14 protein-coding genes are annotated in these 23779 nt (G+C 35.8%); 9 read left to right on the top strand and 5 right to left on the bottom strand.

Going from position 1 to position 23779, the window contains the following annotated elements:
- Positions 1-75 precede the first annotated feature (75 nt).
- Positions 76-2484: a SpoIIE family protein phosphatase gene (locus HND50_19830; GenBank protein NOG47499.1), complete on the top strand. Its 2409-nt coding sequence runs from the start codon at positions 76-78 to the stop codon at positions 2482-2484.
- A 139-nt stretch (positions 2485-2623) separates the two neighbouring features.
- Entirely contained in the window at positions 2624-5161 is a 2538-nt protein-coding gene (locus tag HND50_19825; protein NOG47498.1) for a PAS domain S-box protein, read from the top strand.
- 24 nt (positions 5162-5185) lie between these two features.
- On the opposite strand, the gene HND50_19820 is transcribed toward HND50_19825, so the two are convergent.
- The 4 genes from HND50_19820 to HND50_19805 form a co-directional block, all read right to left on the bottom strand.
- Positions 5186-6301: an aminopeptidase gene (locus tag HND50_19820; protein ID NOG47497.1), complete on the bottom strand. Its 1116-nt coding sequence runs from the start codon at positions 6299-6301 to the stop codon at positions 5186-5188.
- Positions 6302-6397: 96 nt separating this feature from the next.
- The gene (locus HND50_19815; protein ID NOG47496.1) at positions 6398-7294 is read right to left on the bottom strand and encodes a DUF1684 domain-containing protein; all 897 of its coding nucleotides are present in this window, start codon (positions 7292-7294) and stop codon (positions 6398-6400) included.
- Entirely contained in the window at positions 7291-7803 is a 513-nt protein-coding gene (locus HND50_19810) for a hypothetical protein (protein NOG47495.1), read from the bottom strand. Before HND50_19810 ends, HND50_19815 begins: the two co-directional genes overlap by 4 nt.
- A 171-nt stretch (positions 7804-7974) precedes the next feature.
- On the bottom strand, positions 7975-13671 hold the full coding sequence (locus tag HND50_19805) for a PAS domain S-box protein (GenBank protein NOG47494.1): 5697 nt from the start codon (positions 13669-13671) through the stop codon (positions 7975-7977).
- 111 nt (positions 13672-13782) lie between these two features.
- Between HND50_19805 and HND50_19800 the strand changes: the two genes are divergently transcribed.
- From HND50_19800 to HND50_19780, 5 genes are all read left to right on the top strand, one after another.
- Entirely contained in the window at positions 13783-14604 is an 822-nt protein-coding gene (locus HND50_19800; protein NOG47493.1) for an alpha/beta hydrolase, read from the top strand.
- Positions 14601-15581 carry a hypothetical protein gene (locus HND50_19795; protein ID NOG47492.1) on the top strand — a complete coding sequence of 327 codons (981 nt, stop codon included), beginning with the start codon at positions 14601-14603 and terminating at the stop codon, positions 15579-15581. Before HND50_19800 ends, HND50_19795 begins: the two co-directional genes overlap by 4 nt.
- Positions 15578-17308, top strand: a complete 1731-nt coding sequence (gene pabB / locus HND50_19790) for an aminodeoxychorismate synthase component I (GenBank protein NOG47491.1) — start codon at positions 15578-15580, stop codon at positions 17306-17308. Before HND50_19795 ends, pabB begins: the two co-directional genes overlap by 4 nt.
- 91 nt (positions 17309-17399) lie before the next feature.
- Complete coding sequence (locus HND50_19785) at positions 17400-18002, top strand: N-acetylmuramoyl-L-alanine amidase (GenBank protein NOG47490.1); 603 nt, start codon at positions 17400-17402, stop codon at positions 18000-18002.
- Positions 17999-19153: an MFS transporter gene (locus tag HND50_19780; GenBank protein ID NOG47489.1), complete on the top strand. Its 1155-nt coding sequence runs from the start codon at positions 17999-18001 to the stop codon at positions 19151-19153. Before HND50_19785 ends, HND50_19780 begins: the two co-directional genes overlap by 4 nt.
- A 59-nt stretch (positions 19154-19212) precedes the next feature.
- On the opposite strand, the gene HND50_19775 is transcribed toward HND50_19780, so the two are convergent.
- Positions 19213-21939 (bottom strand): HAMP domain-containing protein, encoded by a 2727-nt coding sequence (locus HND50_19775; protein ID NOG47488.1) that lies wholly within the window; start codon positions 21937-21939, stop codon positions 19213-19215.
- A 152-nt stretch (positions 21940-22091) separates the two neighbouring features.
- On the opposite strand from HND50_19775, the gene HND50_19770 reads away from it, so the two are divergent.
- Together HND50_19770 and HND50_19765 are read left to right on the top strand one after the other, a co-directional pair.
- Positions 22092-22613, top strand: coding sequence for a peptidylprolyl isomerase (locus HND50_19770; GenBank protein NOG47487.1), 522 nt, complete (start codon positions 22092-22094; stop codon positions 22611-22613).
- A 280-nt stretch (positions 22614-22893) separates the two neighbouring features.
- On the top strand, positions 22894-23727 hold the full coding sequence (locus tag HND50_19765; GenBank protein ID NOG47486.1) for a PhnD/SsuA/transferrin family substrate-binding protein: 834 nt from the start codon (positions 22894-22896) through the stop codon (positions 23725-23727).
- Positions 23728-23779 lie beyond the last annotated feature (52 nt).

The following is a 23779-nucleotide window of genomic DNA, read 5'->3' as shown; positions in this document are numbered from 1 at the left end:
GAAAATTGAAACCTCTCGCAAAATAAACGTAAACCTGAATTAAGTGCCTGGACATAATTTTATTGGTTACGCCACATGAACCTGGATGCATTAAAAAAACCGAAAATCTATATCACTCTTTTGCTCTGGATCGTTGCTGTTGTTTTGCTTCTTCAAAAAGATCAGGTAATTGCCGTTTTCACGCAAGTTGCAGTTATTTATGTTATTTCAAGTTGGTTTTTTTTAAACCGCTTTTTAATGAATGAAGTAAAAATCTCCAATGAAATTGTATTCTTTTCTTTTGTAATAACCCATTATCTTAACCTTCAGCTTATCAGCTTTTATGATCAGGAAATTCTATCTGCAACAGTGCCTTTATTTATAGAAGTTTTACATCAATTTTTGGTGGCTTTACAAATTTTGCTGTTTGCACTTGTTGTAACTATAAATAACAAGAAAAAGCAGCGGATAATCTTTATTTATATTTTACTGGCTATACTTGCGCACTTTGTGATTTACCAGGAGCTGACAGTTGTCCGCATTTTATTTGATTTTTTACTGTTTTTTGTTTTGCTAAAACGAACGGTTTGGCTGGATGATTTACACAAAAAAACACTTGGCATTTACTTTATCTTTTTTGCCGGATTGTTTTTTATGCTTCTTTCAAAAAATCCTTTTTCGGCCGAATGGAATGTTCTTTCATCAAATGCCAGTTGGTTTACAATCCCATTTTTTTTATATGATCTTATAAAAATCTATACACTGGCTGTGATTGTAAAAATACCCGCTGTTATAATTTATAACCATATGACCCTTTCCCGGAAGCTGTGGTTTGCAGGAATATTTCAATCATTAATTCCTCAAATTTTTCAGTTGACGTTATCGTTGATTCTTTTTTTCTTTTTTGTCTCCGCCTGGCAGGCACAAAATTTACAAGAGGATTTGAATAAAAGCGGGTTCATTTCTACAGGAAATACCCAGCCAAAAATCATTTCCGATGAAGATGCGGCCAAATTGAAATTATCCGGAATAATAAAAAAAACCTATCCAGAGGAATCGTATTATTATTTCGTCAAAGATTCTGCCAGTTCTAAAATTATTTATTATCAAAATATTGACAGTCTGTTTTGTCAAGATTTATGGAGCAGTTCTCAAACCATATTTGGCAACGGCCTTCTTGCATATCCGGTTAAGTTACGTTCCTGGGAGCGCTATCTTAACAAGGCAGATTTTTGGCAAAGAGGCAAAGCAGATAAAATTTCGCCATTTTCATTTATTGACGCTGCGGATGGATGGTTTACCGGACACTATGAAGTGGTAGACAAAACTAAAGATTTTGATGCTGTATTGTTTGCAATGCCTACAAGAGGTTTAAGTTTTGGACGGGTAACTTTGCCTTTATATAATCCGCAAGGACAACAAATATCGCACTTTGCTTTTGATATTATGTTCAATTATAAACGGCTGGTTTTTTCAGATCCAATGGTGGGGATATTATTTGCCATAGCTCTCATTTTTTTCCTGATAAATTCGTTTATTATCCGTCGGGTATCTGAAGCAGGCGCCATAATTAATAAAACAATTATCAGTAAATTTGAGAATTTAAAAGTTGGGATTCGTGAAATTGCCGGCGGTAACCTAAAACATAAATTAAAACTTGTCGGTGAAGATGAGTTTGTTGAGCTTGCCCATCATTTTAATAAAATGGGCGAAAAACTAGAAGAAACAATTGCCGAGGCCCGGGAAAAGGATCGTTTGGATCAGGAGCTTTCTGTTGCACGTGATGTTCAGTTGAGCCTGTTAAAAAATATCCTGCCGGATTTGGAAGGATTTGAAATTGTAGCCACCCTGGAAACTGCCCAGGAAGTGAGCGGTGATTTTTATGACGTGGTTTATTCTGATGAAAATAAAGCGTTGTTTACAATTGGGGATGTTTCAGGAAAAGGTGCTTCGGCTGCATTTTATATGGCCCAGTATATCAGTTTGTTTAGGTTTTCCGCACAATTTACTGCATTCCCAAAAGAAATTGCTTTAAGAATAAATGAATATTTCACCAAACATGTGGATGACCGCCATATATTTATTACGGCGATTATTGGCGTTGTTGATTTAAAATCTGGCAGAATTACTTTTGTAAGGGCTGGGCATAATAACCCATATTATTTAAATGCCGGTGGTGAAGTGAATGAGTTGAATATGAAGGGCATAGGTATTGGACTTACAAAAGATTCTACAATTTTTAAAAATAGCCTGGAAAAGCATGAGTTGGTTTTAAATGAAAACGACAAACTGGTTTTATACACAGATGGTCTTATCGAAGCGACAAGAGTTATCAATAATGCAGAAGAGCAATATGGTGAAGAAAAACTGATTCAAAAATTATCCACTTATAAAAATAAAAATGCCTCATTTATAATAAATGATTTAACCTCTGATGTTGAAAAGTTTTTTTCCGGTCAACCAAAAAATGATGATTTAACTCTTCTGGTCATCCAAAAAGTATAATATTTTATTACTCTATTTTTTTTTAACTGATATTCAATTTCTTTTTTTCTGTCCGACTATCTAATGAAGTATTTTTTAGATACTTGAAAATCTAACACAATTATCTACACATTCGTTTAAATCCTTTCGTGTAAACGGCATGAATTATTCAAAAGCAACCAAACAAAACTTGATCGAAGAGATTGAAACTCTCCGAAATGAGTTAAAGCATAAAAATGGCAATAATCGTCCACGCCAAACAACGGCCAAAGAAATTAGTCAAGCCCAAAAAATTCAAAAAATTCTGTTTAACATTTCTAAAGCGACCGGTGAGGTTGGCTCTTTATATGATCTTTTAAGTGTTATTCACGAACAGGTGGGCACCTTAATAGAATGCAGAAACTTTTATGTTGCCTTGTATAACATCGAAAACGGAGAATATTCGTTTCCATATTATATGGATGAATTTGATTTAAGTGGCGATTTTACTCAAGAAGAAATGCGCAACAGCCTAACTGAGTATGTTCGAAAAAAAAGAACCCCTTTATTAATAGACAGTAATACAGATAAAAAAATGATTGAACAGGGAAAAATCGATTTAGTTGGCCAGCATGCTTTAATTTGGATGGGGGTTCCATTTAAAATTAATGAGCAGTTCTCCGGCGTTCTTGTAGTTCAAAGTTATAACAAAGCCGAATCTTATACTAAGCATGATCTTGAAATAATGACATTTGTGACAGAGCATATTTCCTGGGCCATTGAACGGAAAAAAGCAGAAGAAGCTTTGCGCATATCAGAAGAAAGCTATCGCGGATTGTTTAATAATGCCAGCGATGCTATTTATATCCAGGATTCCAATGGCAATTTTCTGGATGTTAATAAAACTGTTGAAAAAATGTATGGTTATAAACGAGATTATCTAATTGGTAAATCCCCGGCAATTCTTTCTGCCCCTGGAAAGAATGACTTGGAAAAAGTAGGTCATTTTATTAAAGAAGCTTCAAAAGGTAAACCTCAAATTTTTGAATTTTGGGGAATTAGAAAAAATGGTGAAGTCTTCCCTAAAGAAGTCCGCTTAAACCAGGGAATCTATTTTGGCCAGGGAGCTATTATTGCTTTTGCACAGGATATTACCGAAAGGAAATTATCTGAAAAGCAGTTAAAGCAAAGCGAGCTGCGTTTCAGGACACTCATCGAAAACTCTCCGGTTGCCATAGGAATGTCTCGAAAGGGTAAAATTCTTTTTGCAAATGATGCTTATTTAAAATTATTTGGTTACAAAAATAAAGCTGAAATAATTGGCTCTTCAATTTTGAACCACCTCGCGGTATCAGAGAGGAAAAAATTATTAGCTCTTAATCAAAGCAGGGAAGACAACAAGAAAGGACCATCAAGTTACGAATCTGTTGGATTGAGAAAAGATGGCTCAACATTTCCATTCCAGATAAATGTAACGGTAATTCAATTGGAAGAAGGAACGGCCACCCTGGTTTTTATATCGGATATTCATAACCTAAAAAAAGCAGAAGAAGAAAGACTAAACCTGGAACGGCAAATATTACATACTCAAAAATTGGAAAGTTTGGGTGTTTTAGCCGGCGGTATCGCGCATGATTTTAATAATCTCTTAACTGGGATTATGGGAAACACCGGTTTGGCAATGGTACATGCAGAAACCAGTTCACCTGCCCAAAATAATCTTCTAAAAATTGAAAATATTGCATCACGTGCCGCTGAATTATGTAATCAGATGTTAGCTTATTCCGGTAAAGGTAAATTTGTTATCCAACCAATTGATATTAACGAGATAGTAAGGGACATGGCGCTGCTGTTAAATGTTTCTATTCCTAAGAAAGTAAGTTTACAAGTTGATCTTGATCCCAACCTACCGGCAATAGAAGCAGATGTTAGTCAAACCCGTCAAGTTATTATGAACTTAATTACAAATGCAGCAGATGCTATTGGAAAAGAAGCTGGCGTTATAAAGATAAAATCTTACTCCAAAAAATTTACTGGTGATGAACTTAAATCGCGTTATATAGAACAAGAATTAGAGGGTGGGTTTTATATAGTTCTGGAAGTATTGGATAACGGTTGCGGAATGAAAGAAGAAACGCTTAACAAATTATTCGATCCATTTTTTACCACCAAGTTCACCGGACGCGGATTAGGTCTGGCAGCTGTTTTAGGAATTGTGAGAGGGCACAAAGGCACATTAGATATTGATAGCACTTTTCATATTGGGACAATGGTAAAAATAGCTTTTCCTGCATCTTCAAAAAAAGCTTTACCACTACATACCAAGAAAAAAAGGAACGAACAGCTTAAAGGCGAGGGTACAATCATGGTTGTAGATGATGAAGAATCAGTCCGTTCAATATTGAAGGAATCATTAGAATTAAGCGGATTTAAAATTATTCTTGCTGAAGATGGCGAAGTTGCTTTAAAAAAGTATAAAAAATATTCAGATGAAATTAAATTGGTTGTCCTGGACTTAACGATGCCAAAACTAAATGGTGAAGAAACATATAAACGGTTAACGAAAATTAATCCTACTGTAAAAGTGATTTTGTCGAGTGGATTTAATGCCCAGGAAGCAATAAAACGATTTGCTTCAAATGGAATTGCAGGGTATTTACAAAAACCGTATCACCTGCAATCCTTAAGGGATAAAATAATTGAAGTAATTGGAAATTAGTTGGTAAGAAAAGCTTTATTCCAATTATTTTAAGTTCTCCGGATTCAACGCCTCAAGCTCTTTTACTACAAAAATCCCATCTTTACGGATCAGCGTATCATCAAACCAAATTTCACCTCCACCATATTCAGGTGTTTGGATACATACCATGTCCCAGTGAATATTAGAACGGTTTCCATTATCAGCATCATCATAAGCCTGGCCTGGCGTAAAGTGAAATGAGCCGGCAATTTTTTCATCAAATAATATATCAAGCATCGGATCGGTTATGTATGGATTAAATCCTATTGCAAACTCACCAACATAACGCGCACCTTCATCCGTATCCAAAATCGCATTAAGCTTTTCGGTATCACTGGATGTTGCTTTTACAACCTTACCGTTTTCGAAAGTCAGGTTTATATCACTAAAAACTGTGCCCTGGTAGATTGTATCGGCGGTATATCGGATTGTACCATTTATAGAATCCCGTACGGGTGCTGTGAAAACTTCGCCATCGGGGATATTATGCGATCCGGAACATGGAATAGCCGGAATGTCTTTTATGCTAAACTGCAAATCGGTGCCCGGCCCTTTAATATGAACACGTTCTGTTTTTTGCATCCAGGCTTTCAAATTCTCTGAAGCAGTGGCCATTTTATCATAATCTAAAGTACATACATCAAAATAGAATTTTTCAAATTCTTCTGTACTTTTGCGTGCCTGCTGGGCCATTGATGGGGTTGGCCAGCGTAAAACACACCACTTAGTTTTTGGAACACGTATTTTAAAATGAACAGGTTTTAACCAATGTTCTTCATATAAACCCATTTTCTCCGAAGTAACGTCAGACATTTCAGCAATATTATAACTGCCCCTTAACCCGAAATAAACCTGGACTTTGTCCATTCTAAATGCTTCTACATCAGCAATTTGTTGCATGGTTTTTTCATCGGTATCGCGGATCAGTTCGCGCTGAATACGATTTTGCTTGATTGTAACCAGGGGTTTGCCTCCAGCTTCACGAACCTTGCGGATAAGGGCAATTACCATTTCTTCCGGAATATCAATCGCTTCAATTAAAGCATTTTCACCGGGTTGAATTTTTGTTGAGTGGTTTACCAGCACATCGGCCAATTTTTCAAATCTAGGGTCAAACATTTTTTTCTCCGTTTCGGTTTAGTAACAATCTATAGTGTCTATAAGAATTTTAAATGGAGTAATTTTTAATCTTACAATCTTTACTTTCTAAAACTATCAATGGATACCCCAATTTTTTTCGCCGGCAGTTATGCGGACAGATAACCTGTTTTGCAATGGCGGTAAGGGACATGTAGCAAATGGTGTAAAAACACAAGGCGGGTTATAGGATTTGTTAAAATCAATATAAGTGTAGCCGGTTGAATCTACTTTATCTGTGTACAAAAATCGTCCGGCACCATATGTTTCTTCACCGCTGGTTTCATCGGCAAAGAGAAGCCAGTACCTCTTTCCTGATATAATAGGATCAAGTTTATGTGTTTGTCCATCAATTTCAAAAACAAGTGTTCCCGGCCATTCAAAATCCGATATTTGGCCAAGGACATTGGCTATGCGGATTGTTTTAATTGAGTCAAAAGGTTCCAGCCGGGCTTTAATACGCCATTCTTTAACGATTGGAAAATGGTCAATCCCTTTAAAAGATTTAATATTAGGATGCTCACTATCTCTTAATCTTATACCAATTTTTTCGCTTCTTTTTAAAACATACCAGCTAAGTGAACCATGTTTTAAGAGGTGTGTCCCTTTTTCATTGTCATTTTTCAAAACCATCTTATTGATGCGCGAGCTATCTACAAAAACATCTACATTGTCGTTAATTTTTACTGAAACTGTGGTACCATCCATAACAAAGGAACCCATAAATTTTGGAGCTTTTGCCGGAAAAATGAATTGGTTTGTACTGTCCGATCCAAATGTGTTTTCACCTTGTTCCAACCAATATAATCCTGCAACTGAAAGCCAACCTGTTGGTTTTGTAAGTGATGAATCTCTTTTATGTTTCCATTTTAAAATTTCATTTACATAATTATCGTTTTGTGAATCTGGTGTACATCCTGCTAAAATAAGGACAATGAGTAAAAATATAGTTGCAATATTTTTATTTATTTTCATTTTTCTTCCCTGGTTGAAAGAGAGTTAGTATTTTTTAGTACCCGATTTAATATTGAATTAAGTTCATGCATTTGTTTCTGTCCTAACTTTTTACCGGTTTGAGCAATAAAATATAAGGATAATTCAAGTGCAATAATTATGGGTACACTCCATAACGCAACCGGTTCTTTATCAAGTGTCATCTGCGATAATCCGTAAAATAAGCCAAAAATGCCAATTACGGCAAAGCCCATATATAAAAACATGAACAATGTCCATACTCCCGGACTGGGCCCAAATAATCCTCTTATTTCGGAGCCGTCGTCTTTTTTTGAAACATCAAGATTTAATTGGGGAGACCAAAAATGTATTTCATTTTCGGGCATGCGTAAAACTGCATGATTGGTAACAACCGATCCTTCACATGGAGCGTCTTTACCATCTATGCTTGTACAAATTTTTTGAATAACATTTTCAGGGGATAAGTCAGTTTCAATTTTAAAACGTGGCCTTAGTTCAAGTCCGGACATTCTTCTCCTACAAAATTATATTATTTTTAATATGAGATATCATCAAAAATGTGCCGGAAATATAAAACTTATTCTGTGTAGATAAAATTTCTTTATTAATTCCTGTTATCCCGGAATTAATAATAAGCCCATTGCTAATTGATGATGTTAATTGAATTGCTAGTTTTAAAATCAATCTTTAATAAGATCTCTTACTTTTTCAATTAATTCACTTGCCCTGTACGGCTTTTGAAGAAACCCAGCCAGGCCTTTGCCAGTAAAATTATTTGTAGCTTCCTGTTCATTATAACCACTTGATAAAATTACTTTTATTTTAGGATTTAACTGTCGCAACTCGCGGAAAGTCTCTTCACCATTCATATGTGGCATGGTCATATCAAGCAAAACAACACTAATCTCATCCATACTTTTTTTGTATACCTTCAAGCCCTCTCGGCCGTCTTCAGCAGTTAGTACTGAAAATCCGGATTTTTCTAAAGCCTGTCTTCCCAGCGCGCGGATTGTATCTTCATCATCAACAATTAAAACAGTACCATCGGCTTCAATTTTTTGTGTTGATTTAGGTTCTGTATTCAATGAAACGGCATTTTTATCACTACTTGGAAAAAGGGCTTTAAATGAAGTTCCTTTTCCTGGTTCAGAATAAATTTTTATTGCACCATTATGGCCGCGCATAATCCCTAATACTGCTGCAAGACCTAATCCGCGGCCTGTAAATTTTGTCGTATAAAATGGATCAAATATTTTTGTTTGGGTTTCTTTATCCATGCCAATACCTGTATCAGATACTTCAAGATAAGCGTAAATTCCTTGTTTCAAATTATCATTAAGATACGTGCTATGAAGGTAAGATTCATCGCATTCAATAGCCCCTGTAGTTATGGAAATAACCCCGCTTTCTTCACCTATCGCATCCGAAGCGTTTATAATCAGGTTCATAATCACTTGTCTTATTTGTGCAGTATCCACTTCAACTACAGGTGTGTTTTTAGAAAAATTATATTTAAGTACTATTTTTTTTGATATGGATGTTTCAAGCAAAGTGCCCATTTCTTGCACAACTTCATTTAGGTTAAGGGCTTTTACGACAAATTTTCCTTTACCGGAATAGGCCAAAAGCTGACGGCATAAATCAGCCGCCCTGATTGAAGATGTTTCAATGTTTTTTAAGTTTGATAAAACAGGAGAAGTGGCGGATAGTTCAAGTTCTGCTAATCCTACATTGCCCAAAATTCCTGTTAGCAGGTTGTTAAAATCGTGAGCAATACCGCCGGAGAGAACACCAAGACTTTCAAGCTTTTGTGCATGCTGAATTTGAGTTTCAAGCTTATTACGTTCTTCTTCAGCTTTTTTTCGCTCGGTAATATCCTCCATAATAATAACTGCGCCTTTTAGATTATTATTCTCCATTAATGGTACACCTTTTACATTGGCATACAATTCATTTCCACCTGTGGTTTCAGGAAAATATACTTCTTCCAGGTCTATTGACTTTCCTTTTAACAATTCTCTATATTTCTCAACAAGTCCGGCTTTAACGATTGTTGGCCGTTCAAGAATTTTTTCACCGATAAATGCATTCTTTTCTATTTGGTTCTTAGCTATTTGAGAAACATGATATGGATTTATATCTGTAATAATACCTTTTCCATCAATCATTGTTATTGATGTTGGAACAGATTCAAAAATGCCTCTGTATTTTTCTTCACTGGCTTGCAAATTTTCTTCTGCCTTCTTACGATCAGTTATATCTTCTATAATCCCCATTGTATATAAAAGATCACCATCATTTGAATAAATATTAGACAATAGTATTGTTATCAAAAGAGTGTCACCACTTTTTGTGATTAAGCGTTTTTCTCTCTTCAGTGATGGTAATTTTTCATGGAATAATTTTTTTAAAGATAATTTGCTATCCTCAATATCATCTGGATGAGTAATATTCACAAAGGTTTTTGAATAGAGTTCTTCTTTCGTATAGCCAAGCATATCACAAAACTTTGGGTTGACTTTGACGAGTTTACGTTTAGTATTCGCTAGTGCAATTCCTAATGGGCCGCTTTCGAATATTTTCCTAAAGCGTTCTTCACTAAGCCTAAGGCTTTCCTCAGCTTTTTTACGATTTGTTATATCCTGGGCAAAAGCGATAACAACATTCTTGCCAAAATATATTGCAGAATCTACCCGAACTTCCTTTGGAAAAACTTCCTTATTTTTTCTTAATCCCCAAAATTCAAATATTTGAGAATTCCCTTTAAAAGCCTCGTCAATGTATTTAGCAACTTTTGGTAGATCATTTTTATTTGGGGCGGAAACAAAAGCAGGGGTATTGCCAATTAATTTTTCCCTGGAGTAACCATACATTTTCTCGGCGCCTTTATTTACATCGATAAAAACTGATTTTTCATTTAATATATAAATAGCATCGCTTGCATTATCAAACAAGCCTCGATAGCTTTCTTCGGATATTTTTAAATCTTGTTCTGATTTTATTCTCTCTGTTACATCACGAATTATTCCCAATGCAAATTTTTGGTCACCAAGTGAAACCGGAAAAGCACTGACTTCCGCATAAAATTGGCTTTTATCTTTGCGTACAAAAGAACTGACCCGCCTACCTGTATGCCCCTTGACCACTTGAGGAAACAGAACTAATTCCTGATTTACGGGTATTAAATCTTTGACATTCATTTTTCGCAGTTCATCTTTTGAATAGCCGGTCATCTCACTTAGCTTTGGATTAACGAGTTGATAGTTACCCTTTAAGTCTACCAAGCCAATCCCTTCGCCAGATTGTTCCGTAACAGAACGAAACAGCTCTTCACTTTTTTGTAAATCGCTAAGAAAAAGAAAACTGCTGAGGCTATCGGTTACCCTGTTTGCAATATCCATAAAAAGTCTTTGGTCTTTTTTTGTCCATATCCTCTCATCAGAACACTGGTGCATACCAATAAGCCAGACATCCCCACTTTTGGGACGAATTGTTTGCATAATTTGTGAACGAACCAAAAACTCCCGTTGGGCCAGTTCAGGGACTTCGTTTCCAGATTCCCTATCAAAAACTAATGGGTTGGTGGACTTTAACGCCCTTCTAAATAATTTGGCGACGTCACTATCCATTGGTATTCTTTTCTTCTGGGCCATTGCTCCCGGATAATCATCTGTTGTAACTTCAATTGGAACATGCCAATACTCTGCATTGGGGTTACAAGGAAATAATAGCCATACTCGGTCGCAGTTAAAAATGCTTAGCATTTCTTTTATAACCATATCAAGCATTGATTCAATATTGTTGCCTTGGCTTATAGCGACCTGTATTTTATCGATATTTTCTAAATATTTTATATGGTCTTCACGTTCTTCTTCGGCTTTTTTCTGATCTGTTATATCACCAAAATTAATAACTATGGCTGCTACATTTGGATCATTTAAAAGGTTTTTCATTGTGCAATTTAACCATTTTACTGAGCCGTTTTTATGATAAGACCTTATCTCAAAGGTTACTTGTTTTCCAGGGTTTTTTAGTAAAAACTGAAATTTTCCCGATGCCAAATCCCTATCATTTTCATGTATTAAATTGTAGCTGTATGTGTGTATTAATTCCTTTGGGCTGTAACCCAGTATTTTTTTTATGGAAGGTGTTATATACTGAAACGTACTTTTTTCATTATTGAGTGCGATACAATCTTTACTATTTACTATTAGGGAACGGAAATGCTCCTCACTTTTTCTAATAGCTAATTCAGCCAATTTGCGCCTGGTAATATCCCTGGCAATCCCCTCTATTGCTACTAACCTTTTTTTCTCATCATATATTGGCGTACTGCGGTCTTCAATCCAGATAATATTACCATTTTTATGAACCCACCTGTTAACGTGTGGGCTTTTAGGTAAAACACCTTTGGCTAAGTCTTCTAACCGGGGCCTGTCATCGGGGTGGATAACTTTCGTGCCTAAAAGTGGATCATTATAATAATCTTGCGGGGTATAACCGCTTATTGAAGTTATGGCAGGACTAATATACTCAAATCCCGGTTCAGGATATGTATTGAACCTATAAATAATATCCGGTGCGTTATTGGCTATGCGTTTAAATTTTTCCTCACTTTTGCGAAGTGCTGTCTCTGTGTTGTGTTGTTTGGTTTTGTCAATTAAATAACCGCGCAGTTTAGTAAGTTTACCTTTCTTATTAAAAACACCACTTACAGTTTCTGTTACAACTATTTTATCACCATTGATGCGAATCATTGTAGTGAGGTTGTTTTTAATTGACTTTTGCTTACGTAATTTACTTAATAACATAGTCCGGTCTTTTGGGGCAGGATAAAGATTGCCCATGTTATATTTTTTAGCATCCTTAAGATTTTTAAATCCAAATATTTTCAAAAAAGCAGGGTTACAATCAATCACTGAACCATCCACAGTTGTTAAATAATCACCACTAAGATCATCCATAAAAAAATTTCGGTATCTTTCCTCACTTTGCTTTAGCGCGTCTTCATCTTGCCGGCGCATAATGGCAATTATGATTTGGTAGCCAATGGATTGGGCAAGTTGCATTTCCTGCCGTGTATAAATGCGTGGCTGGTCTGAATAAAGCATAAACTTGCCTTTTACAAATCCTTTATAGGGTAAAGGAATAAATGCCAGCCCCTGGATATTTTCTTCTTGAAAAAGATCCTGATATTTTTTAAGGGTTTTATCTTGTGTTATGTCCGATAGAAAAATAGGGCGTGGATTTTTGTTCTTTGGGGTCCATGGAGAATGTCCTTCAACTGCATTTCGGTATTTTGCAGAAATACCACGCCAGGCTTTAAATCGCATTATACCTTGTTCATCAAAAATTAAAATAGAAGCTTTTTTAACTCCAAGGGTCTTATTCACGCTTTCAAAGGCAATATTGTAAATCTCTTCGATTGGAATATCGCTGTTTACGGCATTGGTAATTTTATAAATTTCTTCTGTTTCAATTAGTTTCTGTTTTAATTCGTTTTCTGTCTTTTTCTTTTCTGTGATGTCAACATTGACGGCTAAAACACCGTTTACAGTTTTTGAGTTTTTTTCATAAATAGGGTGACCAGCTCTTAAAACATCAATCCTGGAGCCATTTTTGTGGACCATTTTTATTTCCGCGGTTTGAGGTTTTCCCTTTAATACAGCAGGAAATTTTTTCTTAAACATCTCAAGAGCCGTGGGATCAATTATTTCTGACAAATGTTTGCCTACAATTTCTGCTTTTTTGTACCCCAAAATATTTGCCGTACTTTCGCTGCAATCAATAATGTTTCCTTTTACATCTAACACTTCTCCACCAAATGGCAACGAATCAAAAAGCATTTTATATAATTCTTCACTTTTTTTTAATGCTGATTCAGCATTTTTCTGTAAATCAATATTTTTTACAACTGCAAGAATCCTTTTTTTTCCACTGAGTTCAACAAGTTTTAAGTTTACATGAACCCAAAACAGTTTTCCGCTTTTATGTTTTGCATGCCATTCAAAACTTTGTGCTTTACCCGTCATGGCAAGTTGAAGGTAATTAAAAGCCTTTTTAGAATTATATTCGCCTCCAGCACTTGTTAAACCGGGTTGGGAAGAAAGTAATTCGTTCTTTGTATAACCATACATTTTTTGTACGGCTTTATTAACATCTACTATTAAACCGGTCTCAACACTATGTATTAAAATGGCATCATCTGTTGCATGAAAAATGTTGTAATAACTCTTTTTTGCTTGCCTTTCGCTTTTGTCAACAGTTTGCAACTTTTTGTTGACGGCTTTAAGTTCTTTTACTTCTCTATTAAGGGAGCTAATTTTATCCCGGAGTTCAACATTTTCCTTTGATTTATCCCGTGGTGAATTTGCCATAAATAATTCCTTTATTGGGGGTAATATCTCTTATAAATGATGATAATATAACATGAAATGCAAAATCATCAAAAAAAGCAATTCTTGGTCATTAACGGAAAAACACTGTTTATGCTTATAAAAATAATCGGCGGTTTTATTCTATTTTACTGTATTTATGCAGTATTTTTCTTTTTTTTCCAAAGGAAACTTATTTATCCTGTTTACTATATTCAACACGTTACAGAACCGCAGTTTCATAAATTTGAGAAAAGTAGAATTTCTTTTGATGAAAATGAAGTCGACGCCTGGTTTTTTCCTGTATCAAAAAGTGACACTTCAAAGGCTCCTTTAATAATCATTGCTCATGGAAATGCATCTTTGATTGATCATTGGGTAGATTTTTTGGATAGACCAAACCAAATGGATGTAAATGTTTTACTGATAGAATATCCCGGATATAACCGTTCTACCGGTTATCCAACTCAGCAATCTATAACAGCCGTATTTGTCAAGGCCTATGATATATTTTCGAAAGATAAAAGAGTTGATAGGGACAAAATTATTTTTCTTGGCCGATCCCTTGGTGGTGGAGTCGTTTGCTCATTGGCAAAAGAAAGGAAGCCCGCTGCTTTGATATTATCATCAACGTTTACGTCTGTTCGTTCTTTTGCCAGCCAATATTTTTTACCCGGATTTTTAGCACGCGACCCTTATGACAATCTTGGGTTTTTAGAGAATAATAAAATTCCGTTAATGCTTGTTCACGGAAGCAGAGATCGAACAATTCCAATTGAGCACAGCGAAAAACTAAAAGCCGCCAGACCGGATGCATTTTTTGTAACATACGAATCGGATCACAATAATACTCCGCCAGATTGGAATGATTTTTGGTACAAAGTACAAAAGTTTTTAAAACAGCACCGCTTATTATACAATGAGGTTTCTTCATGAAAATACCATTATTAATTTTACTTTCTTTTCTTGTTGCGTGTGAAGTTTTCGATAAAAATAGCTATAAGGAAAATAGAGTAATTGATATTGACCTGGGTGCTGATATGAGCAATCCAAAACTACAGATATCCGGATTGGACTGGTATGGAGAGCAACTTGTTTTATTGACCCAAATTCCATCTGACTTTAATTCAAAGCTTTATTCTGTATCCAAAAAAGACATTTTACAGCATTTAAAAGACAGCAGTTATAAAGTTAAAATATCGGAGATTTATCTGGATGATAATTTAGTAAGTGCGAGTCTTGATCATGATAATGAATATGAGGCGATAGCTTTTAAAAACGATACGGTTTTTATGGCAATAGAAACTGATGTTGGTGACAAAATGCAAGCCTGGCTGGTAAAAGGGCAAATGGTTACCAGTGATACTTTGAAACTGAAAGAAAGCTGTCTGATTAAAATTCCATTACCCGAAAACAATATTCATGAAATGGCCTGCGAAACAATTGTAATTATAAATAATTCAATTTATGCTTTTTATGAAGCTAATGGTGCAAACCTAAATAAACAGGCAATCTGTTATAAATTGGATAGGAATTTAAGCAATGTTAAAGAAATTAATTTTGATCATATCGAATACAGGTTGACCGATGCGACCAGAGTTGATGATGACAATAAATTTTGGGTAATTAATAATTTTTACAAAGGTGATATTCATTCGCTAAAGCCTGTAGAGGATAGTTTTATTCCTAAAACTATTGGCTCAGTAGAAAACGAAGTGAAAAGATTGGTTCAATTACAATTGCATAATAACCGCATTTCTATTGCAACAAATAAAACAATTATCCTCGATCCTGTTAATTGTAATTGGGAAGGCCTTGCCAGGTTAGATGACCTGGGATTTTTAATTGCAAATGATACCTATGCCCCAGATAGAAAAAGAACCCGCTTGGCATTTATAAAACCAAATAAATGAACAAACCATTTTTCCTGGTAATCCGGGAACCTTCTTCCTGGCTGATTTTTGAAAAGCCTGTAAAACTGTACAGTGCGTTCAGCAAAGATGAAATTAATCCTGTTTTAAAAGAGTTGGATAGACGCATAGAAGCAGGCTATTATGTAGCTGGTTTTTTAAGTTATGAGGCTTCATCAGCGTTGGATAGCGCGCTTATTTGTAAAACAAATTCTTCATTCCCTAAGTTAATTTTTGGTGTTTTTGATTCGGTTAGGAAAGTAAAAAAGCTTCCTCAAAAAAAACTGAGTTATAAGATTGGGACTTGGCAGCCATCTCAAAACAGGGCTTATTATGATCAAAACATATCGAAGATTAAATCAGCAATAGCAGCGGGAGACACCTACCAGGTAAATTATACAATGCGCCTAAATGCAAATTTTACAGGCGATCCCTGTTCCTTTTTCTGTGATCTTTCTCAGAACCAGCAGGCCAGCTATTCTGCTTATATTGAGTTTGAAAATTATTCAATTTGCTCTGTCTCGCCGGAACTATTTTTCCAATTGAAAAATGATAAGCTGTTTTGTCGTCCAATGAAAGGTACGGCAAACCGCGGACTATCTTTCAGTGATGACATAAAACAAAAAATGTATTTGAAAGAATCTGAAAAGGAGAAGGCGGAAAACCTGATGATTGTGGATATGATCCGCAACGATATGAGCAAAGTTTGCCAGCCGGGTTCGGTGAAAACAGTAAAGCTTTTTAACACGGAACGCTATCCAACCGTTTGGCAGATGACATCAGATATACAGGGAAAAACAAATGCATCTTTTAGTGAAATTGTCAAAGCCCTTTTCCCATGCGCGTCCATTACCGGGGCGCCAAAAGCCAGTACCATGAAAATAATCAATGATTTGGAACGGACACCACGCAATATTTATACCGGCTCAATCGGATATTTTGGCCCTATTAGAAAAGCACAGTTTAATGTGGCCATCCGAACAGTTTTAATAGATAATAAAAACGAAAAGGCAGAATATGGAGTCGGTGGTGGAATCGTTTGGGATTCTAAAGACGAAAATGAATATGAAGAATGCCGAATAAAAGCAAAGGTATTGTCACAAAAAGTTATAGATTTTGATTTGCTTGAAACTATACTTTGGAACAAAGAAGATGGATTTTTTCTTTTGGATTATCATCTAAACCGGTTGTCAGAAAGTGCTGAATATTTTTTGTATCAATTTGAAAGACAGCAAATTATTGAGCGACTTAACCAGTTATCATTTGATGAAAACTCAGATTACAAAGTCAGGATTCTTCTAAGAAAAGATGGTTTCACACAACTAGAAGCTTTGCCAGTCAGTTATACCGATGGCCAAGTTTTGGTGGGTCTTGCCAGCGATCCTATTTTTAAAGAAGATCTATATTTGTATCACAAAACAACACATCGTGTTATTTATCAAAAGGCCATTGAACAGGCCAAAGCTGCAAAATTGGATGATGTAATTCTTTGGAATGAAAATAGCGAGCTTACAGAATCGACCATTGCCAACCTTGTGATTGAAAAAGATGGAGATTTTTTTACACCAGCACAAAGTTGTGGCTTATTAAACGGTACTTTTCGGCAATTTTTAATTGATCAGGGTAAGCTACAAGAAAAAGTAATTCACAAAAAAGAATTGGATGAAGCAGATAAAATTTTCTTGATAAATTCTGTTCGTAAATGGCAGGAAGTGAAATTGGTTAATTAGTATTCCAGAGACCACTTTGTTATCTCTGAAATATCCAGCGATCAAGCACAGATTAGTGAAACGGTCTGTGCGCAAAATAAGAGGTGAAATAATGAAACATTTAGCAATGTTGTTAATGGCGATATTAATATTGTCCTGCGCAGGGACAAAGGATTTAAAAACTCCCAGGCCGGAGATAACTACAAAAGAGCAGTGGGGTGGCAAAGAGCATTTTGCTGATATGCCTGAGCATTCAATATCCCATATTACGATTCATCATGGTGGCGTTGAGTTAAAAGCAGACAAAGATCCACAACAATATATGCGAAATTTACAGCGCTTTAGTATGGAGGAAAAGAAATGGATGGATATTCCATATCACTATACAATTGACTTAACCGGCAAGATTTATGAATGCCGACCCATTCAATATCCCGGAGATACAAATACAGAATACGATCCAACAGGACATGCGTTGATAAACGTTGCCGGGAATTATGAAATACAGAAAATATCTGAAGCGCAGTTAAAAAGTATTATTGGATTAACGGCCTGGTTGGCAGAAAAATACAATGTTCCCATTGAAAATATTGCTGGGCATAAGGACTATTCAAAAATGACAGTTTGCCCTGGCAAGGATTTATATAAATATCTTGAAGATGGTACAATTGTAAAAGGCGTGGCAAAAATTCTTGCAGAATCTGAGACAAAATGAAAATTGCCACAAAAGATCCAATGTTCCGCTTCCTGGCCTTAATGACAATTGCATCGACTGCAGGGTTCCAGGCTTGGCGTACACTTTTTAATAATTTTGCCGTAGAGATTGTTAATCTTGATGGCAACCATATTGGGATCATTCAATCTGTGCGGGAGATTCCCGGGTTCCTGGCATTATTGGCAATCTTCCTCATATTGATTATAAAAGAACACCGTTTATCAGCTATTTCAATTGCCACTTTGGGTTTAGGTGTGGCGCTGACCGGTTATTTCCCATCTTATTATGGCCTGATATTTACAACACTTATTATGAGTTTTGGTTTTCATTATTATGAAACCACAAACCAGTCACTTACCCTGCAATATTTTGATCAAAATACATCACCCTGGGTTTTTGGGAAATTACGTAGTTTTGCTGCGGCATCAAGCATTGGAATGGGACTGGTCATTTTTCTGATCAGCTTTTTTCTTAGCTACAAAATAATGTTTTTGCTGGTTGGGGTTTTAATTGTATCTGCCGGATTTTGGGGTATGCTGCAAAACCCGACAAGGGATAATTTAGTTCCTCAGCGCAAAAAAATGATTTTCTGTAAAAAGTACAGTCTTTTTTATTTCTTAACATTTATGTCTGGTGCCCGGCGTCAGATTTTTGTTGCTTTTGCAGTTTTTTTACTGGTGCAAAAATTTGAATTTAGTATTCAGGAAATTACTATTCTTTTTGTTTTGAATAATGCGATCAATTATTTCTTAAGCCCCGCAATTGGCAAAGCAATTATTCGTTTTGGAGAGCAGAAGGTTTTATCTCTGGAATATTTTAGTTTGATTTTTATTTTTACAGCTTATGCATTTGTTGAAAGCAAACTTATAGTTGCAGTTCTGTATATTCTGGATCATATTTTCTTTAACTTCTCAATTGCAATTCGCACATATTTCCAAAAAGTTGGTGATCCGTGTGACATCGCCCCTAGTATGGCGGTTGGATTTACAATAAATCATATTGCCGCTGTTGTTATCCCGGCACTTGGTGGTTTGGCTTGGATTGTTGATTACAGGATTCCATTTTTGGCAGGTGCACTAATGAGCGTAGTTTCTTTGATTGCGGCGCAGTTAATTACATCAAGTATCAGCAAGGCAGCTAGCGTAAAATAAAAAAGCCCGCTCAATTAAGAGAAGGCTTTTGTTTGGTTCCATTCACAATAAACTGAATTCTAAAAACTACCAAAATCGTTATCGTCCAAAGTTATCTGAATTTCTTTTTTTTCTGATGTGGTGGTTTTTTTTCTTCGTTTTGGTTTTACTTTTGGCTCCTCTTCCTTTTCTACAAAGTCCTCAATGTATGTTTCAGTTTTTATTTTAAACTGAGAAAGCATGGATTTTAGTTCTGTTGCCTGACTCGATAATTCTTCAGAGGCAGCTGCAGTTTCTTCTGAGCTGGCTGTATTGATTTGGGTTACCTTATCTATTTGGCTCAATCCTTCTGCAGTTTGTTTTACACCGGCTGATTGTTCATTGGAAGAGACTGCGATTTCATCAATCAGCTCACTGACGCTGGTAACTTTAGTGTCAATTTCTTTTAGGGATTTGGCAGTTTCGTTGGCTATCTGGGTTCCATTTTTTGCCTTTTCAATAGACTCTTCAATTATTGCAGTAGTCTCTTGGACAGCTTTTGCACTACGTTGGGCCAAATTACGGACTTCTTCTGCAACGACAGCAAATCCTTTTCCATGGACACCGGCACGTGCGGCCTCTACGGCAGCATTCAATGCCAATAAGTTTGTTTGGAAAGCGATGTCTTCAATTGTTTTAACAATTTTTGATATTTTACCAGAAGACTCATTAATATCACTCATTGCACCTAACATGGATGTCATTTGAGCATTACTTTTTTGTGCATCAAGGCGGGCTTCATCGCTGAGCTTGTTGGCAGCATCTGCATTTTCAGCATTTTTATCCGTCCGTGAACTAAACTCCGTCAGGGAAGCAGTAACTTGCTCTAAAGCACTGGCTTGTTCTGTTGCCCCTTGCGAAAGTTGCTGGCTTGAGTCTGAAACCTGCTTGGATCCGTCCTGAACCTGGGTAGAAGCAGTAGTGACCCCGTATAACATTTTATTTACAGAGTCCAAACTTGAGTTAAGTGCATTTTGAAGTTTTTTATAATCCCCTTTATAATCTCCAACCATATATTGTGTCATGTCACCGCTCGCCATCCTGGAAAGACTTTGAATAGCCTCTTCTGTTGGTTTAATCAAATCGTCGATCACTTTGTTTACACCATTTATTAAATGGAGATAATCACCGTGGGCATTTTCTGAATTTACTCTTGCAGAAAGATTTCCATTTGCCAATACTTCAGTAGTTTTGTTTACATTGTTTATAACTTCTTTTATTTCTGTAATATCAAAAATTTGTTCAATGCCCCCAATAACATTGCCGTCATTATCGGTTAAAGGTGCCCCAACATAGCGAATAGGGGTTCCTGTGGCATCAACAACCGTTTCATTTTCTGTTTGCTTATTTGTACGCATTGCACATGCCGTAGCACACTGGTCTGTATTGCACTGCGGATTCTTAAAAAGGTGAAAACATTTTTTGCCAAGTGCTTGCTCAATTTTTACCCCGGCAGCTTTTGCTCCAGCAGGATTGATATATTTTATGGTCATTTCTTTGTCAACAACAAAAGTTGGGTTTGGAACTTCATTTAAAATATCTGCTTTGTTTTGTGCTTCTTCCAGGGCAGATGTAATCGTTGCTTTGCTTTCGACGAGGCTTTTATGCATTATTTGCATGGATTTGCCAAGACTATCATTATCGGAAGCTAATTTTATGTCCACATTTAAGTTACCACTAGCAATTTCTTCGATCTGATTTGCTTTATGTTTTTGGGTTTCCATTAAATACCTAAAAGAGTCTGCTAATTGGCCAACTTCATCTTTAGATGAATAATCTATATTATATGATAAATCGCCTTCTGCTATATTTTCAGCAGCAACGGAAAGTTTTTCGATAGGCTTTGAAAGTTTTGTGCTTATGGCCAATGCTAATAATGTAACTACTATCATCGTAATAAAAAGGTTAATTAAAAATTTACTAAAACTCCCATCAAGGGCAGCAAATGCCTGATCTTTCTCAATCTCCAGAGCTAATATCCAAGGGTATTGGTTATCTTTATAATAATAGGCAAGTACTTCTTTTTCATCGTTATTTACATAAATGCCAAACGATTCATTCTTTTTTAATACGGATTCAATTACGGGGTTTGAAACAGCAGTTTTGTTTTCTTTTTTTGTTTTTACAACCGGAATTTTGGAGAGAGTTGTCAGAAAAATTTTTCCATTGTCACCATTTTCAAATCCATCGTTAATTAAATTGGTGATATGAGCAATGTCTATTTCAAAAACTATAACACCGGCAATGTTTCCATCTTGATTTTTAACGGGTTCAAGCATCAATTGGTGATAATGATCAGTTTCCTCGAATCCATAAAAATCGGTTACTTGCGTACTTTGCAGTGCAGGTCTAAAAAATGGTGATGAAGAAATGTTTTCACCCAAGTGTGATTTTCCAGAATTATTATGGTCAGGGCTTAAAATTACATTTCCATTAGCATCACATAAAAAAATATGATGCATTACTCCCCAATGTTGTTCTTGAAATTGCAGTAGAATATTAGAAGAAAGCTCTTTTTTAGTATCATCCAGACTAACAAAATCGATTAAAGACTGCGTTGAAGCCATGCTCTTGGCCATATGTTTTAACATATCTAAATGGCTACTTAATGCTTTTTGTTTTAACAAGGCAGTGGAATGGAGTTTCTGCTTTACTTGGGAATGCAGCAATTCTTCATTTTCCCAATAACTGCCGGTATGTGATATAATGAGCGGGGTTAAGCAAAATAATAGCGCTGTTACAATAACCTTTGTACGCAGATTAAACATAAAACACCTCAATTTGATTTTTTGTATATGTCAATAAATCGACCATTTATGCATTTTTTAACCATAACATCGAATGTTGAACAATAAATGTGCAAAGTTTGGGTTTGGCTATTATATTAAACCTTTGATTAAAATTTGAAAAGGGGAAGACAATGTCAGCTATAAAAGCAGTTTTTGATACCAGCAAAGGGAAAATAAATGTGACCCTTTTTGCCGATAAAGTTCCACATACAGTGGCAAACTTTGCCAACCTGGCCCAACGTGGTTACTACGATGGTTTAATTTTTCACCGCGTTATTCCGGATTTTATGATCCAGGGTGGTTGTCCGGATGGAACAGGCCGAGGAGGCCCAGGCTATATGTTTGATGATGAGTTTGATTCGTCGCTGGTGCACGACAAACCGGGTATTCTTTCCATGGCCAATGCAGGGCCTGGCACAAACGGCAGCCAGTTTTTTATTACACATGGCGCAACACCTTGGCTGGACGGCAAGCATTCTGTTTTTGGTTCTGTAGTCTCAGACGCAGATCAAAAAGTGGTAGATTCAATTGCCCAGGACGATGAGATAAATTCTATCACAATTGAAGGTGATACGGATGCCTTGTTTGCCCAGACAAAAGATAAAGTTGCAGAATGGGATTCAACTTTGGATATGAAGTATTCCCGCAAGTAAAGCCTCTTATATTAAAAATTAATTTTCTTTGGATTTCCCAGCTTTATTTATGGGAAATCCAATTTTCGTTATCATTCGACCTGCAAGTACACAACTCCTTCTCCAGAATTATACCCATCAAAACAAATACAATCTTTTTCAAATAAGGAAATGATATTCCTGATCCATTGAAAAATCAAAGCTCGCATTGTTTTCATTCCCTCCGTTGAAATTAAGTTTAATTATTTTATCCCGACATATAAGTTATAAGATTTAAATAACATAATTATGAGATAAAAGAATGAAACTTACTATTCTTTGGATTGTATTTTTGGCCATTTTAAACGGGTTTAGCCAGACCAATTTAACATTTGGCATATATGCATCAGATAAGCCGACAGAAATGATAAAACAATTTAGGCCTGTGATGAAAGTGCTGGAAAATGGTTTAAGTGAATATTTGGGAAAACCAATAAAAATAAAAATACATGTTGCTAAAAGCTATACTCAGGGGATTGATGATCTTATTACCGGTAAAGTTGATTTTTCCCGCTTTGGTCCCGCCAGTTATGTAAAAGCAAAAGATCAAAACGATAAATTAAGAATTATCACACTTGAAAGTATAAAGGGTAAAAATACTTTCTATGGAATTTTCTGTACTCAGGAAAACAGTCCAATTAAATCGGTTAAAGATTTAAAGGGTAAAAAGTTCGCTTTTGGAAATAAAAATTCAACAATCGGCCGATACCTGGCCCAACAACACATGATTGATAACAATGTTATGAGTTCTGATTTACTGGAATACAAGTATCTTGGACGCCATGATTTAGTTGGGACCGAAGTGGCTGCCGGAAATTTTGATGCAGGCTCTTTAAAAGAAAGTACATTTAAAAAGCTGGTGAAAAAAGGATTATCTCTACGAGAGATCGCCCGGTTTGAAAATGTAACCAAACCATGGATAGCATCTGGCAATATGGATGAAAAAATTTATCTAGCAATACAAAATGTATTATTGGAATTAAAAGATGCAAAAGCATTAAAAGCTTTAAAAAAAGATGGTTTTGTAAAAGGCAGCGATAGTGATTTTCAGAAAATCAGGGAATCAATAAAAAGAAACGCGGAATTTTTTAAATAGCGTGCACAGTCTAAAAGCTAATCAAAGAATCATTTGTAAAAATAAATAATTC

It is taken from the genome of Calditrichota bacterium (genome assembly GCA_013112635.1).
In the GTDB taxonomy this organism is placed as follows: domain Bacteria; phylum Calditrichota; class Calditrichia; order Calditrichales; family J004; genus JABFGF01.
The sequence above is the reverse complement of the archived record's forward strand: the minus strand, read 5'-3'. Positions and strand labels throughout refer to the sequence as shown.